Raw genomic sequence first — 20,575 nt, forward strand, 5'->3', positions numbered from 1 at the left:
TTACAATTACAAAAGTTAGGAAATATTACTTAAATTAATACTTAATTATATCTTTCCAGCAAGTGACAAATGAGCACTTGTAACCACACTATCTATAAGTTCATTAACTTCATTACACGAATTGCCTTGATCTTGCTTTGATAAATAAAGTAAATACTCAATATTTCCTTCAGGACCTTTAATTGGCGAATAAGACAGCTCCTTTATATATAAATTCTGGGCAAGTACAAAATTTACAATGTTTAAAATAACCTCTTTATGTACTGCGCTGTCTCTAACCACGCCATGTTTTCCAACCTTTTCTCGTCCAGCTTCAAACTGAGGTTTAATTAAGCAAACAATCTCCCCATCAGCATTTAATAATTCTAACACAGCAGGCATTACCTTCGTTAATGAAATAAATGATACATCAATTGAAGCAAAATCAGAAAGGAATCCTATATCCTCTGGTTTAACATATCTTATATTTGTCCGCTCCATGCAAATAACACGTGAATCATTTCTAAGTTCCCATGCAAGCTGACCATAACCAACATCAATGGCTACTACCTTAGCAGCACCATTTTTCAGCATACAATCAGTAAATCCGCCTGTTGATGCTCCTATATCCAAACATACTTTATTTTCAAGAACTATATTAAATTCGCTTATGGCCTTAGCAAGCTTCAATCCGCCTCTGCTAACAAAAGGATTTATATTTTCTTTTATCTCAATCTGGCAGTCTACTGAAACCTTAGTTCCCGGCTTGTCTTCACGTACTCCATTAATCCAAACAACACCTGCCATAATGGCACTTTTGCACTTTTCTCTGCTTTCAAACAAACCTTTTTCAACAAGTAATACATCAAGTCTTTCCTTTTCCAACGTTTATCCTCCAAAACCCGCTTTAGCCCTAGCGAAATATTCTAAAATACTATTTGCAACCGAATCAGAATCTAATCCTAAATTCTTAAGCAATTCATTTCTAGAACCATGAGGAATAAATTCCTCTGGCAATGCCATAATATTTAAATTGGTTGCAAATCCATTTTTATTAATTACTTCTAATACTCTGCTTCCAAAGCCACCAACCCGGCAATTATCTTCGAGCGTAACTATCTGTTTGAACTTATGGGCACAACGAATGATTAATTTTTCATCTATTGGCTTAATAAATCTAACACTAACTACTTCAGCACTGATGCCACTCTTTTCGAGTTTTTCAGCCGCTTCCAAAGCCGTAGCCACCATAGTCCCAACAGCTAAGATACAAACATCCTTACCTTCCTTTACAATGGCACCTTTTCCCATTTTAATAGGAATTTCATTTGTCATAAGAGTTTTGCCTCTTCCTCTAGGATACCTGATTGCAATTGGTCCTGATTGCTTATTAACAGCAAAATCAAGCATATGTTTTAATTCATAGTAATCGGCAGGTGCCATAATTGTAAGATTGGGTATATGATTCAAAAAGGATATATCAAAAATCCCTTGATGAGTTTCACCATCTTCGCCAACAATCCCAGCTCTATCTATTGCAAATACTACATGAAGCTTTTGAGCCGCAACATCATGTACTATTTGGTCATATGCCCTTTGTAAGAACGAGGAATATATAGCAACTACAGGTATCATCCCGCTAATCGCCATTCCAGCAGCTGATGTAACTGCATGCTGCTCTGCTATTCCAACATCAAAAAATCTCTGAGGATATTCTGTGCTAAATTTATGGAGTCCTGTTCCCTTTACCATAGCAGCCGAAATTGCAACAACCTTATCATTGACAGCTGCTAATTGGCAGACAGTATCGCCAAATACCTTTGAAAAATCTGGCTCACTTGTTCCTAATGTTTCACCTGTTTCTATTTCAAAGGGAGCTATTCCATGAAATCTGTCAGGACTTTCCTCAGCATAAGAATAACCCTTTCCCTTTTGAGTGCTTACATGAAGCAAAACAGGTCCTTTAATCTTTTTAGCTGCAACTAATGCCTTATTTAACTCTTCAAAATTATGTCCATCCACTGGTCCATAATACTTATATCCTAATTGTTCAAAAAACACTCCTTGTGCAAACAGATATTTTATTGTTCCCTTTATCTTTATTGCAGCAGCTCTTGCCTTTTTGCTAAACTTAGGCAATTTTTCAAGAAAATTATCAACGTCCTCTTTGGCTTTTGTATATACTGGGTCTGTCCTAAGCCTGCTAAGGTATTTTGACAAACCTCCAACATTTTGGGAAATTGACATTTCATTATCATTTAGTATAACTATAAAATTACTGTTTAGCCTTCCACCGTCATTCAGCGCTTCGTATGCCATACCTCCAGTCATAGCTCCGTCACCAATAACGGCAATAACACTATACTTTTCATTATTTAAATCTCTTGCCCTAGCTATACCAAGAGCAGCAGAAATAGACGTGCTGCTGTGTCCTGTGTTAAAGCAGTCATGCTTGCTTTCACTAGTTTTTGGAAAACCAGCAAGTCCTCCAAGCTTTCTAAGTGTATCAAATTTGTCCTTACGTCCTGTTAGTATCTTATGCACATATGATTGATGACCAACGTCCCAGACAATTTTATCAAATTCAGAATTAAAATTTTTGTGAAGGGCAAGTGTCAACTCAACAATTCCAAGATTTGACGCCAAATGACCTCCTGTTTTTGAAACCTTTTGAATAAGAAATGTTCTTATCTCCTCAGCTAAGCATATTAGCTGCTCATTATTTAGTTTTTGTATATCTTCAGGAGAGTTTATACTATCCAAATACCGCACTTGTTTATACTCCTTTAATTACCTTTATCCTTTTGGGACTTAGTCTTTTTATTTTGTTTCTTTCTCTTTGACCTAAAATTAAGTTTTTTCAATATTTTAAATTTTCCAAATGGAAAATTAGTTATTATAGCAACTTTATATATAATGTAATTACTATTTGAAAGAGCTATAGACTTTCCTAAAGATTTCCCTCCAACAGTTAAAGAAGCTACCAATGCAGTAAATGACAGAGCAAATATTGAGTTCTGAGAATTAGTAGCATTCCCCGAAAACCTGTAAACAATCAATGCAACTGCTGCTCCGCTGACTACACCGCAAATATCACCTACAACATCATTACAAAAGTTAGATACTTTATCTGCATTTCTTATCAATCGTATAGCCTGCCTTGCACCATATAGCTTTCTTGAAGCCATTGAATGAAAGGGTGCTTCATCTGCAGCTGTAGCAGCAGTTCCAACCACATCAAACAAAATACTTATGATAATTATAATGAAAACAATAAGAAAAGAAACTGCTGTAGATGCATTGCCAATTGTTTTATTAGAGAAGAAAGACATAAAAATAGAAATAAAAAATGTGACAACTATAATTAAGAGTGTCCATACTCTTGTCTCTTTTTTTGAACCAACAATATTTGCTTTAAACTTTACCTTTTTTTCATCGACCGGATGTTTATAATTATCGTCCAACACCAATCCTCCAAATTATATAGAAAAACAGGTGGCAGCTTACTGAGTAAATTTTGCGGCTTAGGTCAGGCAGGATTTCCCAAATGCAGTACTGGAATGTCGCCAAACCAGAGGTTTCCCATTAAACGCATCTCCATATTGTTACCAAATATGGGGCCTGATTACCACTTAGTCCACACTTTAATCCCCAATAAGCCACATATAGAACAGTCTAGGGGTTTTCCCCAACAGTCAAAATGACTCCTAGCCTCTTTTGCAAAAAAGGTTTCAAGCAGCAATAATGCTCATATATCGGCCAATACATTAAGCATCCGATCCACTATCCACCAAATTTCACTCAAGGCAGGCTACTCTGTTCACAGCATCTTTCGATACCGCATAACAGGTTTAATCCCTTATCGTAGATGAGGTGGTAAGCAAAAGCTTAGCTTTTCACCCACAAGTCAGGGTCTCCACGGAAAAGGGGTCAACGCCCGCATGCCATTGCGGATCGCCCCTAAGCCTTAACTCCCAGCACCAACCCACCACTGGGCGTAGCAAGCCGGCACAAGGAACTTCATCGATGTGCCCTTTAACGGATTTTTAGGCCCGTCTTCAGAGCCATTAGTACTGACTAGAATACTGCGCCACCATGTTTTTATTCAAAATTATATATAACGAAGAAAGAAATATCACCACTTGAATTATAATCGGTGAGAATATCTCTCGCCTCGTTTTTGCACCATTTTATATTTCTATAAACGAATTTTTTATTTAAATAAATCACACTAAATAAATATCATTAAATAAATTTTATCTTAATCTTGGCGATATAATAACTCAGCACAAAACTAAAATTACTATAACTAACTAAAAAAATATAACCAATCTTCTCATCTGATAAAACCAGTACAAATACTAAAAAAGAGAGTACTGCTTGACTCTATATTTTTAGTACAATGGCGATATTAGTGCCATCGAGACAATATTATAACATAATTAATTATAAAATACAAACCATATTCTTAACCTGTTCTTTCCACTAAAGATTTTGCCATATCCCTTAAAAACTCAGCCTTTGAGCCGAATTGCTCCAGATAAGTAATCCCTTCATTTGTGACTGTTTCCAATAACTTCTTAGATTGCTCAATTCCAAACATAGTTACATAGGTGGTTTTCTCACAAAGGGCATCACTTCCTGGTTTCTTGCCCATATTCTCAATATCCCCTTCAACATCCAATATATCATCCTTAATCTGAAATGCCAATCCTAAATTTGTGGCAAAATTGGATAATAACTTTAGTTCATTATCAGTAACACCACAAATTACAGCTGCCGCCTCAACAGGTGCTTTAATCAACGCTCCTGTCTTTAGCCTATGCATAGTCTTAAGCCTATCCTCATCAATACTTTTACCTTCAGAACTCAAGTCAATTACTTGACCTCCGATCATTCCAAGTGCTCCGGCATATTTTGCAATAAGCCTCATTGCTTCCAGCTTCCTGCTATTACTAGAGTTTATCGCATCTTCTATCATATTCTCATATGCGAGATTTAACAGTGCATCTCCAGCTAGAATTGCCATTGCCTCCCCATATACCTTGTGATTTGTAAGCTTGCCTCGTCTGTAATCATCATTATCCATAGCTGGTAAATCATCATGTATTAAAGAATATGTGTGAATCATTTCAATAGAACAAGCAAAAGCAAGTACCTCATTTAAATCTTTTCCAAGCATTTCTGCAACTGCGAGAGCAAGAACAGGCCTTAGTCTCTTGCCGCCAGCCATTAAGCTATATTGCATAGCATCCTTTAAACTGATATAGTAGGGATTATCAATTTTTATACTTTTGTTAAGTGTATCCTCTATAATTTGTACATATTCTGATTGCTTTTGTGTAAAATTCATATATCAAAGTCCTTTTCTATTATTTTTCCTTCTTCATCATGCAGCAGTATTGAAATTTTCTTCTCCGCTTCATCAAGCTTAGCTGCACAATATCTAGAAAGTTCTATTCCCTGCTGAAAATTTTTAATTGATTCTTCTAATGTTGTATCACCCTTTTCTAGTATTGAAACTATATTTTCTAACTCAAGCATTGCATCTTCAAAGCTTTTATCAGCATCATTTTTTTTTAGGTTTCTAGCCATTTAAGCTACCTCCTTGTTTTGTTGATACTACCTTGCAATCTATTTTTCCATCCCTTAAAGAAACTTCAAGAGTATCTCCTATACTAACCTGCTCTACCCGACTAACTATATTACCCTCTGAGTTCTTAACCACACTATAACCCCGTTCAAATACTTTTAACGGACTAAGTGCATCTAGCTTGCCTGCAAGCATTGCAAACTGAGATTTTTTCTCTTTAATAAGCATTTCACTGCTCTTAATCAAATGTTTCAAATCATTATCCAATCTTAATCTATGCTGATTAACTTTATCATATGGTTGACGAAAAACGTTTCTGGAATTAACCTTTTGAAGCTGATTTCTACAAGCCTCCAGCTTATTTACAAGAGAAGTCTTCATTCTTATACTATAATTCTGAAGCTTATATAACAGCACCTCTAAATCTGGAACTGCCAATTCTGCTGCTGCAGATGGCGTTGGTGCTCTCATATCAGCAACAAAATCGCAAATTGTAAAATCAGTTTCATGTCCAACAGCAGATATAACTGGTATATCAGATGCATAAATACTTCTTGCTACTACTTCCTCATTAAATGCCCAGAGTTCCTCCAGTGACCCTCCGCCTCTTGCAACAATTATTACATCTACTTGCTTTAATTGATTTAGCTTTGTTATTGCAGCAGCAATTTGGCCTGCAGCTTGCGCTCCCTGTACTGCAACAGGATATAACTGAATTCTCATTTTGCTATGTCTTCTATAGGTTACATTTATAATATCTCTGATAACTGAACCGGTTGAAGAGGTAACAACACCAATACATTTAGGCAATATGGGAATTTTTTTCTTTTTATCAGCATCAAATAAGCCCTCTTTTTGCAGTTTATTTTTTAACTGCTCATAAGCAAGATGAAGAGCCCCAACACCGTCAGGCTGCATATCACTTGCATAGAGCTGATACTGTCCATCTCTTTCAAAAACAGATATATAACCTGAAACAATAACCTTTTCACCATTTTGCGGAGCAAATCTTAGCAATGAGGCATGGGATTTAAACATAACGCATTTTAACACACTATTTTGATCCTTTATAGTAAAATACATATGTCCAGTATAATGATGCTTAAAATTCGAAATTTCACCTCTTACAGATAATCCCGATAAAATGCCGTCATTTGAAACTAATTGCTTTATGTAATTATTTATGTCTGAAACCGAATAAACTCTTTCCATTAATTATTCTCCTATAAATAGGCGTTGAAAAACTTATTTAATAAAAAGTGAAAAAGTGAAATAATTTCATATAACAAGTTTTTCTTGCAATTATCTTATCAGTAAACCATTATTAAAACAACACGCTTTATGTACTTTCATTGATGTACTTTGTACGAAGTTTGAATTAAAAAGAGTTTGAATTAAAAAAATAAAAAAGATAATGCAAATATAACCTTACATTACCCGATTTATTAACTCTATTATGGTTACTATGCATCTAGTATGTTTTAAAGCCTACAAATCAAATCCAAAATATAGTCTGTTATTTTATAATTATTGTCTATGCGCTGTTGATAACAGATATTATTTTCTTTTTGCAAGAAATCAAAGTAACCCTCTACATCTTAATCCTTATATACTTAAGTTTTGAGTTATTTTAATGAAGCATTATCTTTAACTGATTGGTCTTTTAAAGCGCTCTCAGCATTAGCATCTTCTTTTGTAACTTTACCTAAAAGTCCATTTACAAATGACCCTGCATCTTCATTACTATACTTTTTGGCTAATTCAACTGCTTCGTTTACAGAAACGCTGAATGGAATATCCTCACGGTATAGAATTTCATAAATTCCAATTCTAAGTATGGACAAATCTATCTTTGATAATCTGTTTATCTTCCATCCCATTGCATTTTTTTCTATGATGGAATCAATAATATTAATCTTTTCATTTACCCCATCTATAATGCTTCTAATATACTTTTGATCATTTTCTGTAAAGTTTCCATCTTCCAGGGCCATTTCAATTTGTTCACTTTTATCACTTTTTTGTATTTCCATTTGATATAACAATTTCATCGCAGTTTCCCTGGATGCACGACGTCCCATTAAAATTCCTCCTATGTATCTTCAAATTAAATTATTTTATCCAATCTAACTATTTTATCTTAAATTATTTTATCTAACTTTGCTCCAATACAAGAATGTACGCAGAACCTACTTCTAAAAAGCCTGGCAACAGTATCTAAAGTTCAACCCCTACTCTCTTATTAAAAAACTCAGGTATTTATCTGTATGTACCCGGCGGCAGAATTCTATCCAGTAAATTCTTAATGTAATCCTTATCTTGATGTAATCTTTTACCTATATAGCATCCAACAGTAACACATATAATAACAAACAAAGCCTTAATAATGCCAAGCAGCAGTACAATAACGGCAATAGCAAGACCAATTGCAGCACCAAGTATTTCTCCTTTATGAAGCCTATAAATTTCATATACCTTTTGCTTATCCATTATTTTGAACACCTCCATATGCTACTCGACCCTAGAAGACTTATAGCCTGTAAAAATACTCTCTATAAGTACTTTTACACTATCCACTTGAACTCCAGTACAATCCTCAACCGCAGTCTTAACCTTGATTTGCATATCTTCAGATAACAAAGGTATGTTTATATCTGGAAGTACTATGGCTTTCACAGTAATGCTAACACATTCCCCTATTTTAGTAACATATGCTTTTGAATCACGAATGCCTGATAGCTTTCTTGATGTTGCAAGTGCAATATTTTCAATGGAATTCAGAGTAATTCTGATATCACCATTTTTATTATATTTTATAATTGCCTTTTTATCTCCCTCTGGTTTAAATCCTGAAAGAAGAAAAGTCAAACTCAAGCAGAAAAATATTGAAGCAATAATAAACATAATTATTGACGGATTTCTATATTTCAGTACTTCATTATATAGGTATGTATAAGTATCTGTTAGTATGCTAGACTTTACAGTAACAAGCATTACAAACATAGATGCAATAGTCAGAAAAAATGCATATATTGCTAACAAAACTCGTAAAATTATGTTCATAGTCTCCACCTCTTCTATTGACATAAGAAATATTGGCTTACCAACCTTAGTTTTTGAATTTAAAAGCCAAACATTACCTATTTAAGTATCTATTACAGCACGTAGATTTAAATTAATTTTCTAAAATTGTAATATAGAAAAATATCATTACATCTGCGATGCTTCAACGAGGCGGAATATACTCTCAAAGCCTTAATACCAAATAGATACCACCACATAGAGAAGTGGTAACATTTTCTTGCCCCGTTATAAGCTTATTATATTTCAAATACTAATAAAAATCAAACTCTGTATGTATGAAATAACTATAAATACACCAATCTTACATAATATTAACTGCAAAGATATGTCATATATTATTTATTTTACTATTAATTGTATCCAGTTATCCGTATTATAATACCCTTTATAAAGCTTAGAATCAAATTTAAATTTCTAAAAATAAAACTTCTATATATTTATAGAAAAATTATGTTAATCAGCGGCGTGTAAGTGAGGTAGGAGATATTTTTGTCATCACCTGAAAACCAAACGGGTACCCGCCACTTATAAATGCAGAGGACAATTTCTCGCCTTGTTATACTTTCCAGTAAAAAATCTGGCTTTGTACCTGCCATTATTAACTTAGTAATAAAAACGCTATATGCATTAGTACGCAGTTAACACTTGCAAATAAATGACCAATTAATTGCAGACATTTACTTTGCTTCAGCTTCTTTTTTAACTTCTTTGTCAAAGTTTACACCTTGAACATGAATATTTACTTCAATTACATTCAAGCCTGTCATTGTCTGTACTGCAGTTTTAACCTTCTCCTGTATATTCCATGCAACTTCAGGTATTCTAGCACCGAATTCTACTATTATATAAAGGTCAATTGCAGCCTCTTTTTCTCCAACCTCAACCTTTACACCCTTTGAAAGATTTTTTCTTCCAAGTATTTCGGCAATGCCTCCTACTATTCCTCCACTCATACCTGCAACTCCAGGAACGTCAGTAGCAGCAATTCCTGCAATAATGGCAACAACCTCTTCAGAAATTTTTACAGACCCGTAATCATCTAAAACACTATTTTCTTCGTCCATATTGCACCTCTCTATAGGAAAACTTCTTGCAAGAAGTTTGATTATGGCTTAAAAGTAACTTAATACTTTATTATACCCACCAAACATAACTCTAATAACTCTTGAAAAAGAAACTGTTTAGAACTTTGTAAATTATACCACTTAAAAGTACAATTATCAATGAAATAAATATACTTTTATACAAGAGAAAAAGGCTATCCTAATCTGAAGGATAACCTCATTAATTATTATCTCAACTTTCCAAGTTAAAAACTATAGATGTAGGGGCATAACAATGGATAGTTGGGCTATAATCTTAATACATTGACTTGATAATCACTTTATCAAAAGAAACATTTCCTTGTCTAACAACTATATCAGCTATTTTTGCTGCATCAGCCTTTGAAATCGCCGGAGCCTTAACAATAATATCAACACTTCCGTCATCTGCAAACAATGCTATTGCATCACTAAAGCCCTTTCCTTTTATCAGTGATTCAATGTTTGCTTCTTTTTGGTTGATTTCAATAAGCTTCAACATTTTTTCCTGAGCCTTAGCTTTAGCTTCCTTTGAAGCAAGCTCATCAGAAGTTATGCTCTTTATTGTCTCAATATCTTCATCTCTGGATTTTTCTCTGTCCATTTTTGTCTGCGCAAAATAGTTATTTGTTTCCTTAGATGCTGTTACAGCCTCTTGTTCATTGTCTGCAACTTCTCCTGTAGAAATGCCTAAGTTATCTACATATACAGCATCACCACTTTGGGCAGGATCTTCAGCTGTACTGTAATGTTGGTTGTAGCTGATTTGTAAGTAGCCAGCTATAACAAGCATTAATACAAGGGAAAGTACAACAATTTGTTTTCTTTGTAGAAATTTCATTACATAGACCCTCCTAACAATGTTAATAATTTATTATTCCTCCTTAGCTTTTAACTTAAGGATTATAACGAGGTTTTTGTCCTCGCTTTCACGCCGCTGATTATTAATGATTTTTCTACTAAAAAATTTCTCTAAAATGTAAAAGCTTTATTTAAAAAATTATTAGAAAAACTTTATTAGTAAAACTTCATTAGAACAACTTTATCAATAAAATTTTATTGAAAAATTTATATTTGAATCATTAGCGTTATAACTTATCTTAGAATTATGTATATTCATTATTTATACACTTTATATCTGTTTTTTAAATTAATTACTCAACTTTCAATTTAAAATTTTGATGATTATAATATCTAGTTAATTTCCGTTTCTCTCAAATACTTGTATTTTATGAGCAGCTATATCCAAAAGAGCTTCTGCTGCTTTGGACAAATTAGCCTTTACTTCCGCGTCATCAGCCCCATCAGCCACTACTACCACACCCTTAACCTTTGGGAAAATTTCCTTGATTATAAATGGTTTTTTTGATCCATTAGCTTCTTCATAAATAGTTGAATTTTCTATGTCAGTTTGTCTAACAATTCTAGAACCACCTTCTTTGTCCTTTTCCTGAGTACTATTTTCACTTGTATTAACGTCTACAGCCGGTATATATTCATTTCCGGTGTAAAATGTAATCATAACGTCTACTTTACCTGCACCCTTTATTTTTGACAATATTGCCTGCAGCTTGCTCTCCATTTCACTTTTGGGATCTTTATTTGATTGATTAAAGGTTTCTGCCGACCCATCCCTAGTATCAGAAACAGCTTTAGCATCAAGTCCAGCATCACTAGCATTAACAAGAGTTCTATTAATTGCATTATTTTCAGGCTCTTTTTCAAACAGGGCACTTCCAGCAATAAGGAACATAGCCCCCAAAAGTGCTATAATTGCTGCCTTCTCTATGATTTTTTTGCTGCCCTGCTTTTTAACTGATCCTTTTGCTTTTTCCAGAAGCTTTTTAAACATATTCATATTTTCGCCCATACTCTGCATATGTCCGGCAATGTATATGTGCAGTCTTTGGACTCCCCTCCTTTATAATCTATTTTGTTTGTCTATTGTACTAATTTAATATGTTTGACTAAATATTTTACGAACCTTGTATAGTACTGGCTTATTCTTACTTGTACTCGCGTACCAGTAAGACTGCGATAAAACTTCAGTACTAGCTTACTGATTCTTCCGTACTAACTTACTTTATGGTTTGCTCACTAGATATTTATTGAATTTGTATTGGTTGATTCATAGTTATTTGTACACCCTCACCACATTCAGCATCCTTGCTTCATCGTTGGTCTAAAACATATATCCTAGAGGTTTTAGGACATAAATAACTATTCTTCACTCTTCTAGTATTGTTACGAAAATCAAGTCCTTATTTATTTCAAGAGCCCTATTAAGATTGTCTTTAACCTGCTCTGCAATTTTACTGTTATTTTCATTTATTTGATTTGATGCTTTCGTTTTCGCATTTTCTGATTGTGAATTAATTTCAACATTCACTACCGAAACAGGCTTTATTTTTATACTATCAGCTGTTTTTTCATCTTTATCTTGCTTTTTATTTTTTTGCATTTCTAAATACACTCTATTAACCTCACCAAAACTGTCACTATTGTAGTCTTCATTAATTTGAACATCTACCTTTAAGGCTACTACACCCTCTATTTCTTCTGTTTCAGCTTGTATTTTATTTATCAGTTTCTTTTTATAAATACCTGCAATTTGTTTCATTTGAGTATCATTTAATAGCTTGCTGCTGTTTTCCAGTTCTTTTTTATCAATATAAAAGCTGTCGGAAATAATGTCTTCTCTCAATGTATAATTCTGATTCCTTAACGCTATAAATGGATTTATAATTACAATTAACAAAATAAAGCCTGATACCAAATTAATTATTTTCTTTATTTTGCCTGTTGGAATTATAATTTCAAAGAGAATAAGTATTACTGTAATAGTTACAATATTTATTATCCAGTCCTTCAAAAATAGAAGCATCTGCCTATTCCCCCTATCTTATCATTGTTGATAAATTAGTTGTACTTATTACAACTGTTATAGCTATCAAGAACATAACAGATACTGCCGCCGTTATTCCCAGCAGGAAGGTCAATGAACTTGCCATGTCACTCATGCAGTTTGTAATTTTCTTATCAGATATTGGCTCAACAATTGCACTGGCTAGTCTGTATAATATTACAAGAGCAAGTATTTTCAATAATGGAGCTAGACAAATTATTATTATGCCAATCATAGCAACAATACCAGAGGCATTTTTTATTACTAAAGTACAGCCAACTACTGTATCAGCAGCATCAGCCAAATATTTTCCCACAACAGGTATAAAGGTTCCAAGAGCAAATTTAGCTGTTTTGCTTGTTACACCATCTACTACTGCTCCCATGGTGCCTTGAATGGAAACAACCGCAATAAATATTGTCAATATCAGGCCAATTCCCCATGTGCATATTTGCTTAATAAAGCCGGAGAGTTTTGTTAACTGAACCTTGTCCGAAATATTGTTAACGATATTTAACACCGTTATCAAAAATATTAGGGGTATAAAGAAATTTTTTATAATTGTAGCCCCTAATTCCACAAGCATAATAAGTATAGGCTGAAAAACTCCAGCTGACGAAAGATTTCCTGTTGATACAAGCAAACTGATTAATAACGGAATAATTGAGTGCATAAAGCTAACCATTTTGTCAATTATAGACACACACATGGTCATAGCAGTGCTGAAGCTAATCATCAATACCGAAACTATAACAATATAGCAAACAAAGAATGCAAGTTCTCCCACACTTTCACTTAAAAATGAATTCTGCAAGTTCTTCAATATGGCACAAATAATCGCCAGAATAATTATCTTAATCAAGATATCAGTGTTCAAAAACACCTCGCCAAGCAAATATCTCACTACTCTGTTAATTATTCCGGTAATGCTTAAATCAAAATCCCCCTTAACCGCTGAGGATATTATGTTATCAGGCTTGAATTCAGGAAACAGCTCTTCAGCTTCCTTGGAATAATACTTTTTAACGCTTTCTGTAATGGATTTAGTATCGTTTGCATTTAGCTGCTCTTCAATTAAACTACTTGTATCATCTAAACTATTTGTATCATCATATTGACTTTTTTCTGTCTCTTGACCAATAATTTGACCGCTACTAGCATTATTGTCTTTAGCAGCCAAAGCTTCCATAGGGTTTAATACCATGGGGCTTAATATGGATATGAAAACAATCAAAAATATAGTACATGTTTTAATGCGAATATTCATTTTCCTTTTAAAATTATGTAAAATGGTCTCATTTGCTTGAACCGCAAAAGAGATAAATCTTAATTTTTGTTTGTCAATATGTACAGATAAAATTTTTTTCATTGGCATATCCATCCCCCTTGGTTACTCAAACCACAAAAAGCTGCTGACTGAGTTACGCCTCCCCTTTTAATAGTTCTATTTCAAAACATGTCATTCAAAATCACATGTGGTTTTCTATAGGCAAAAGTTAATTATGCTTGTACAGAGTTCTCTTAAATCCACGAAATGCTGCTGACTAGTTGCGCCTACTTATGGAAATTCTGTTTCAAAACATGTCATTCAAAATCACATGTGGTTTTCTATAGGCAAAAGTTAATTATGCTTGTACAGAGTTCTCTTAAATCCACAAAAAGCTGCTGACTGAGTTGCGCCTACTTTTGGCAATTTTATTTCAAAACATGTCATCAAAATCACATGTGGTTTTCTATAGGCAAAAGTTAATTATGCTTGTACAGAGTACGCTATATCCATATTAAGAAAATGATGTATTCACGAAATATTTCCTCAATAAAAGCTGCTTGAAACTTTTCGCTTCTCGACCCCCCATTATGCTTGTACAAAGGATTTGCTAGTCTAAGGCATAAGCTTTATTACTAAATCCAGCAATGAAGAAATTATCGGTACAGCCAAAATCACAATTGTCACTTTTCCAGCAAGTTCTATTTTTGAGGCAATGGAGGATTCACCGGCATCCTTGCAAACCTCAGCTCCAAACTCAGCAATATAGGCAATTCCAACTATTTTCAAAAGTATATTTATGTAGGTATAATCTATATTTGCTTTTTTGCTGAAGCTTTGCAAAAAATCTATTACGGCAGACAGCTTTACTATAACAACAATAAATATTAATATGCCCGTAGCTATTCCCAATTGTAAAGCTAACTCAGGACGCTGCTTTTTTATTATTGATGATAAAACAACCGCAATTATGCCGACACAAACAATCTGAAGTATATCCATAGCACCTTTGACCTCTTATTAGTTATTTGTTGTTTTGCTTAGCCCTTTGTGATTAATCTTTTCAAATAGCTTTTAATTATGGCAGCTGCAATTTAGTTTATTTTGATTAGCTTGTATCTTAAAACCATAGTTTTTACGGTGTTTTAGCCATCCTAATATGTTCATACAACCCTTCTATTAGACAAACATATTAGACATAAAACCTTCTTAAACTCATTTGCTCACAAAATTATAGCTAAACTATCAGCGTAGAGTTTTTGCTTCAGAGGCGTTAGGTAGTATTTCTTACTGCTTCCTCACAATTATGCAAGCTAAACCCTAACCCAATTAGAACTGGAACATAGTTTTAACAGCCTGGAAAAGTCCTGCTATTTCTTTTGAAACTATCATCAGCACAACAACTATTCCTGCCAAGGTTATCATCATTGCCTGCTCTTCTCTGCCTGTTCGCTTAAGCAATTCATAAAGTACTGAAACAATTATTCCTATTGCTGCTATTTTAAATATAAGATCAATGCCATCCATACAAACCTCCACGCCACATTGGACAATAATATAGTAAAACTTTCAGCGGATAACCTATGCATTTATATCAAAATACTGTCTTTCCTTACAATTGTAACAGCTGTATTATCAGCTACTGATGAATTAATTCATATTAGATTTGCAGTTCAATCTAAATATCACTAAATTTGCTCCTATATGCTATTAACTAATTAAATATTTTATGCTTGCAAATTTCTAATTCGTTTTGGCAGAAAACTGCTCAAGCCTTCAAAGCTGTACTTCCCACTTAATTTATAACCATCAGAAAAATATTATAGCTATTGCCAAACCGCTCAAAACTCCAAGACTTCGATACATTTTTTCGTTCTTCTTTTTCATTTCTTCAGCCTTTTGCTCTTGCAGCTTTAGTTGTGACGAAATAAGCCTAATATTATTTAATTGACCCTCCAAATCGGAATTACCAAGCATTTTCCCAAAGGTTAGAAGAATTGTCTTGTCCTCATAATTCAAAGACAGCTTTCCATAGTTTTCCTCAACCGCCTTTTCCCAAGCCAAATCTGCTGTGTAACCATTTGTACCTAGATATTTAGCTGCCTCCCTAAAAATTATTGCAGTATCAAATTTAGCGCTGTTATATATTCTAATAAATGCTTCTGCCAATAAATTGGACAAATAGCTTATCTCGTTTTCCAGCATTTGCAGCATAGATTGCAATTCTCGTAAAGCCCTTGGTCTTTTTGAGCATTCAGCTGCCATTGAAAAGCCTATTATGCTAGTGCCGCCAATAAGTATGACTGCCCCTATAAGTTTTATTATCATGCCCGGCACCTCCTGTATATTGCTGTAAGCTTGGAGTCAACAACTTCTTCAAGAGTTCCGGGGCCATTTCTGCTGCTTAGTACGATAATTCTTTCAAATACGCCTGACTTAATCATTTCCAGCAGTTCTTCCCTCATTTTGAGTTCTGTAATGCTATAGCCATGAGCAGAGGTTATAATTTTAACTCCTGAGTTCAAAACCTTTAGTATTGCTGCCTTGTCGCCCTGAGTTCCAATTTCATCAGTAATTATTATATTAGGAGACATACTTCGAAGTAGCATTTCCATACCTAAGGCTTTAGGGCATCCATCCATAATGTCAGTTCTAAAGCCAACATCATTTTGTGCAATGCCTTTGAAGCAAGCTGCAATTTCTGATCTCTCATCTACAATTCCAACCTTAAGCCCTGTAAAATCAAAATCTGCAGCACCGTTGCTCATAATTCTTGCGACATCTCTTAAAATAGTAGTTTTACCGCATTGGGGTGGTCCGACTAACAAGGTATTATATATATCACTGCTATTTTTTATTATGAATTTTATGATATGCTTGGAGCAGCCTGATATTTCCTTAGCAACACGAATATTTAGCCCATTGAAATCCTTTATATTTCTTACTTGTCCTTCTTGAATTACTGTTTTACCGCAAAGCCCTACTCTATGGCCTCCACGAAGAGTTAGATACCCCGCTCTTATTTCATCCTGGTAAGCATATACTGAGTTCTCACTCATTAGCTCCATTGTTTTTAATATTTCCATTTGAGCTAATATATAGGATGCAGAGATATCCTTTGTCAGTAAGCCCTCTGCTGTAACAAACCAGTCAAAGTTCTTGTAAAATACCATCAAAGGCTTGCTTGCCCTTAATCTTATTTCCTCTAGATTGTCCAAAATATCACTTTCCATTTTAAGCAGTATATTTTTTATACTGGGTATGACAAACGGCAGAATGTCATTTTCAACAGATTTTAGCTTTTGCAAAGGCTTATTGCTCATTTGTGTCCATCCTCTCTTCTTATCCTTCGAGTTAATTACTAATAATATATTAGGCTTTGTCCAACAATATGACTTAAATAAAATAAAAAAGCTGATTACAAATTCAAATATAATTCGAATTTGTAATCAGCTTTTGACAATACAATATACCAAGCAGTAATTTACTTAAATAGTACTCCCGCCGACCGTATTACACTCGACTTCCTGTCTCGGGTTAATACTCACAGCTACTCCTGTAGCTGTGTCGGCTACAATACTTGTTATTCACCTACTATTTCTAGCATCAATTTCTAACCGAGCTTCGCAACTAGATATATATTACACTCGCGTACTATTTATATCAAAAAGACATCGTTATACAGAAAATGTTTTTTGCATTAACTCATTGACTAAGCTAATTTATAGACTGAATAGTAACGGATAAACAGCATTATTACCGTCTATCAGGTAGCGGAACGCCAGAACTAAATCTTCATTTCCTTGTTTGGGACAACTATCATAAATTTATATTTATTTGGGCTCAACAGTATTCTTACTTTCCATGTGTTTGTAAAACACTAGTTGATAGACTTTTCAAATCCTCTAATCTGGGTCATTAGCAATTCAACAAAACAAATAGGAGTATTTCCATTGTAATCAGCTGGTTTCAATTCCCTATTTCAGGTCATTAGTATTTTTACTTGTTTTTTTGAGCTATTCTCAGTATTTTCAAGGCTTTCAGCCATTTTGAGATTGGGTTAAGATTGTAATTTTTAGTGAATAAGCTAAAAACGTAATGCATCTAGATCTCCTGCTTTATACTAAATACCAACATTTCGCTCATATATCTATCACTTAAAACAACACTATCTTGTTACAGCCATACCTTCAATGCTTTCCATGGGGATTATAAATTTGGTGTTAAAGAGTTCCTTTGAATATGTATGGGTTTCTTTTAATAAATACTTTTCTAGCTTCTCCACTTCAAATAATTTTTCTTCTGTTTTGGCCAATCGCATAAAATACGAAAAATTCTCTTCTCTACTTTCAGACTTCTGTATTTTTGGATATTTATCGGAATTATAAACAAGTATGTAGCTTATATTCTTCCTTGCAAAATCAAAGTCAGGAATAATCCCCAGTTCTAACAGCATAATAATACTATCATATATTTTTCTGAATAAATCAGCCCTATCTATTGAACCGTTTTTGAATTCAATAAAGTACCAGCTACCATCTTTACTGATATACAAGGCATCATTAGAAGCCGGAAGACAGGGCAAATGTTTTTCTTTGCTATATTCTTTTGGTATTTTATCAAAATTAATAACTTTTAACTTGCTTTCACACATATAACTTACACTACATTTATCAAAGGAAGCTTTCTTTAGTGTACATTCATGTTTTATTAATGCTTCACGTAAATTTTGAATAATTTCTTCTGTCATAGACTTTCCTTTACTCATTATTTAGCTGGTGGCGCAATGTATCCAGTAACTGGACAGGAGACACCATTTTCTTATAAATCAAGTCAATATTATCTGTCACTATTTCCATATTTACCTTGTTATTTTCCATGGAAGACAAATAGTAATTAACCTTTTTATCAATACCATGCTTTACAGAAAATAAATTTATTGCATCCAAAAAATATGGACTATGGGTTGCAATTATTATTGATAAATCAAAGCTTTTTTGCAGCAATACAATTAACTCTGCGTATGCTACCTGCCACTGAGGATGTAAGTGTATTTCTGGCTCATCTAAAACTAAAACATCCTTTTCCTTTAATACACCCTTCTCAAGCAGCATTTTTATAATGACAAATGATTTTAGTCCTGCTGAAAGGTTGTTAAAATTAACAGGCTCGCTAAAGCCATCATTTTGTAAAGCAAATCCATGCTGATTTTTAATTATTTGTCCATCAACAACTGTTTGCAGAGTCTGATAAACTTCTTTTAGCTTTTCTTTAGCAAGAACAGATTCAAAAATCCCATCCATTATGTCTGCTTTATTATTTTTAATTAATAAATTTTTCAAATAATCATCAATAGTATTTAACTCACCAGTACTAGATAGCGTATCTATAATAAAAGGGTTATCAATATAAACTGCTTTGTTTAAAATAGGAATATCTGCTGAAAACTCTGTACATTCATTATTTGAAAACACTAGATTAATGCACTTCTTCTTTATCTCCAATTCCAATATAGCATTTTTATTTTCATTATTAAGAGAGTTAATTTGTTTATAAAATACACTGTTAAAATATCGTGTTAGAACTTCTGATATAATAGCCTGATTAGGCAAATTAAAAATAGATATTATTTTGTCAGCTGTTTCATCAATCATTTGATTAAATTCATCAATTTCACTATACTTTATGTTCGAATATTTTAGTACTTTTTTTATAGTAAATGTAATGTCATTTTTATTATAAGAATTATCACCCAGAAAAGTTTTTAAATCAAGCTCATTTGTTATAGTAAAAGCAATATGTTTTGCTACCATTGATATTTCTTTTTCAACTGAATTATTTTCAATTTTTTCAATATAATTATTTTTCACTAAAATATAGCAAATATCCTCAATTTCTTTTAATCGTTGATTAACAATTTGGCCTTCAATACCAGCTATTGAATTAAACAACGAAAAAAGCACCTTTCCCACTGTACTTTTTCCAGTATTATTTTCTCCAGCAATAACAGTAATCCCATCAACTAGAATATCCGCATGTTCTATCTTTGCAAAATTATCAATTATTAATTTCATAGTAACCCTTTCAAAAACAATACATCATAAATAGTAAACTTAATCTTTAGAATCAATTATACTTTATTCCCTAATGAAATACAATTCTTTACAAGGACATATACACTCGTCAGTATTAATACGTATCACTTGCATTCTTACCGTCTATCAGGTAGCGGAACGCCAAAACTAAATCTTCATTTCATTGTTTGGGGCAACTATCATAAATTTATATTTATTTGGGCTCAACAGTATTCTTACTTTCCATGTGTTTCTAAAACGCTAGTTGATAGACTTTTCAAATCCCGAATTCGAGATCTATCAGATAGCGGAACACTAGATGATGATTTTGTAATTTCTTTATTTCAGACCAACAGCATTCTTACTTTCCATGTGTTTGTAAAACGCTAGTTGATAGACTTTTCAAATCCTCTAATCTGGGTCATTAGCAATTCAACAAAACAAATAGGAGTATTTCCATTGTAATCAGCTGGTTTCAATCCCCTATTTCAGGTCACTTGCATTTCAACTTAAATGAAAAATCCAATCTTTTAACAGGTAAATAAGTGCAATTCCCTATTTCAGGTCATTAGTATTTTTACTTGTTTTTTT

The 20,575-nt window shown here is 33.4% G+C and carries 20 protein-coding genes; all 20 read right to left on the reverse strand.

Annotated features, from left to right (window positions below):
* Positions 1 to 45 precede the first annotated feature (45 nt).
* The 20 genes from EHE19_RS11245 to EHE19_RS11340 all read right to left on the reverse strand — a co-directional run bounded on the left by EHE19_RS11245 (position 46) and on the right by EHE19_RS11340 (position 19,984).
* Positions 46 to 864, reverse strand: coding sequence for a TlyA family RNA methyltransferase (locus EHE19_RS11245; RefSeq protein ID WP_137695852.1), 819 nt, complete (start codon positions 862 to 864; stop codon positions 46 to 48).
* Positions 865 to 867: 3 nt separating this feature from the next.
* Positions 868 to 2,751, reverse strand: coding sequence for a 1-deoxy-D-xylulose-5-phosphate synthase (dxs, locus tag EHE19_RS11250; RefSeq protein WP_137695851.1), 1,884 nt, complete (start codon positions 2,749 to 2,751; stop codon positions 868 to 870).
* 14 nt (positions 2,752 to 2,765) lie between these two features.
* The gene (locus EHE19_RS11255) at positions 2,766 to 3,443 is read right to left on the reverse strand and encodes an Mg2+ and Co2+ transporter CorB (protein ID WP_137695850.1); all 678 of its coding nucleotides are present in this window, start codon (positions 3,441 to 3,443) and stop codon (positions 2,766 to 2,768) included.
* A gap of 1,004 nt (positions 3,444 to 4,447) precedes the next feature.
* The gene (locus EHE19_RS11260) at positions 4,448 to 5,332 is read right to left on the reverse strand and encodes a polyprenyl synthetase family protein (protein WP_137695849.1); all 885 of its coding nucleotides are present in this window, start codon (positions 5,330 to 5,332) and stop codon (positions 4,448 to 4,450) included.
* Positions 5,329 to 5,574 carry an exodeoxyribonuclease VII small subunit gene (xseB, locus tag EHE19_RS11265; RefSeq protein WP_137695848.1) on the reverse strand — a complete coding sequence of 82 codons (246 nt, stop codon included), beginning with the start codon at positions 5,572 to 5,574 and terminating at the stop codon, positions 5,329 to 5,331. Before xseB ends, EHE19_RS11260 begins: the two co-directional genes overlap by 4 nt.
* A complete protein-coding gene (gene xseA, locus EHE19_RS11270; RefSeq protein ID WP_137695847.1) occupies positions 5,567 to 6,784 on the reverse strand; it encodes an exodeoxyribonuclease VII large subunit in 1,218 nt (405 codons plus the stop codon). The genes xseB and xseA overlap by 8 nt, the downstream gene beginning before the upstream one ends.
* A 413-nt stretch (positions 6,785 to 7,197) precedes the next feature.
* Positions 7,198 to 7,653 carry a transcription antitermination factor NusB gene (gene nusB, locus EHE19_RS11275; protein WP_137695846.1) on the reverse strand — a complete coding sequence of 152 codons (456 nt, stop codon included), beginning with the start codon at positions 7,651 to 7,653 and terminating at the stop codon, positions 7,198 to 7,200.
* Between the two features lie 178 nt (positions 7,654 to 7,831).
* On the reverse strand, positions 7,832 to 8,062 hold the full coding sequence (locus EHE19_RS11280; RefSeq protein WP_137695845.1) for a DUF2273 domain-containing protein: 231 nt from the start codon (positions 8,060 to 8,062) through the stop codon (positions 7,832 to 7,834).
* A 21-nt stretch (positions 8,063 to 8,083) separates the two neighbouring features.
* The gene (gene amaP, locus EHE19_RS11285; protein ID WP_137695844.1) at positions 8,084 to 8,635 is read right to left on the reverse strand and encodes an alkaline shock response membrane anchor protein AmaP; all 552 of its coding nucleotides are present in this window, start codon (positions 8,633 to 8,635) and stop codon (positions 8,084 to 8,086) included.
* A gap of 698 nt (positions 8,636 to 9,333) precedes the next feature.
* Positions 9,334 to 9,720, reverse strand: coding sequence for an Asp23/Gls24 family envelope stress response protein (locus tag EHE19_RS11290; protein WP_137695843.1), 387 nt, complete (start codon positions 9,718 to 9,720; stop codon positions 9,334 to 9,336).
* 295 nt (positions 9,721 to 10,015) lie between these two features.
* Positions 10,016 to 10,579: a SpoIIIAH-like family protein gene (locus EHE19_RS11295; protein ID WP_137695842.1), complete on the reverse strand. Its 564-nt coding sequence runs from the start codon at positions 10,577 to 10,579 to the stop codon at positions 10,016 to 10,018.
* Between the two features lie 357 nt (positions 10,580 to 10,936).
* Positions 10,937 to 11,608, reverse strand: a complete 672-nt coding sequence (locus EHE19_RS11300; protein ID WP_244648207.1) for a stage III sporulation protein AG — start codon at positions 11,606 to 11,608, stop codon at positions 10,937 to 10,939.
* A 357-nt stretch (positions 11,609 to 11,965) separates the two neighbouring features.
* The gene (locus tag EHE19_RS11305) at positions 11,966 to 12,622 is read right to left on the reverse strand and encodes a stage III sporulation protein AF (RefSeq protein WP_137695841.1); all 657 of its coding nucleotides are present in this window, start codon (positions 12,620 to 12,622) and stop codon (positions 11,966 to 11,968) included.
* A gap of 13 nt (positions 12,623 to 12,635) precedes the next feature.
* Positions 12,636 to 14,018, reverse strand: coding sequence for a stage III sporulation protein AE (spoIIIAE, locus tag EHE19_RS11310; RefSeq protein WP_244648209.1), 1,383 nt, complete (start codon positions 14,016 to 14,018; stop codon positions 12,636 to 12,638).
* Between the two features lie 507 nt (positions 14,019 to 14,525).
* Entirely contained in the window at positions 14,526 to 14,912 is a 387-nt protein-coding gene (gene spoIIIAD / locus EHE19_RS11315) for a stage III sporulation protein AD (protein WP_137695840.1), read from the reverse strand.
* 327 nt (positions 14,913 to 15,239) lie between these two features.
* On the reverse strand, positions 15,240 to 15,437 hold the full coding sequence (spoIIIAC, locus tag EHE19_RS11320) for a stage III sporulation protein AC (protein ID WP_137695839.1): 198 nt from the start codon (positions 15,435 to 15,437) through the stop codon (positions 15,240 to 15,242).
* A gap of 282 nt (positions 15,438 to 15,719) precedes the next feature.
* A complete protein-coding gene (gene spoIIIAB / locus EHE19_RS11325; protein ID WP_137695838.1) occupies positions 15,720 to 16,238 on the reverse strand; it encodes a stage III sporulation protein SpoIIIAB in 519 nt (172 codons plus the stop codon).
* Complete coding sequence (gene spoIIIAA, locus EHE19_RS11330) at positions 16,235 to 17,233, reverse strand: stage III sporulation protein AA (protein ID WP_137695837.1); 999 nt, start codon at positions 17,231 to 17,233, stop codon at positions 16,235 to 16,237. The genes spoIIIAB and spoIIIAA overlap by 4 nt, the downstream gene beginning before the upstream one ends.
* An 845-nt stretch (positions 17,234 to 18,078) precedes the next feature.
* On the reverse strand, positions 18,079 to 18,660 hold the full coding sequence (locus EHE19_RS11335; protein ID WP_137695836.1) for a hypothetical protein: 582 nt from the start codon (positions 18,658 to 18,660) through the stop codon (positions 18,079 to 18,081).
* 10 nt (positions 18,661 to 18,670) lie between these two features.
* Positions 18,671 to 19,984, reverse strand: coding sequence for an AAA family ATPase (locus EHE19_RS11340; RefSeq protein ID WP_137695835.1), 1,314 nt, complete (start codon positions 19,982 to 19,984; stop codon positions 18,671 to 18,673).
* Positions 19,985 to 20,575: the final 591 nt, after the last annotated feature.

Origin of the sequence: Ruminiclostridium herbifermentans (assembly GCF_005473905.2) — a bacterium.
In the GTDB taxonomy this organism is placed as follows: Bacteria; Bacillota; Clostridia; order Acetivibrionales; family DSM-1351; genus Ruminiclostridium; species Ruminiclostridium herbifermentans.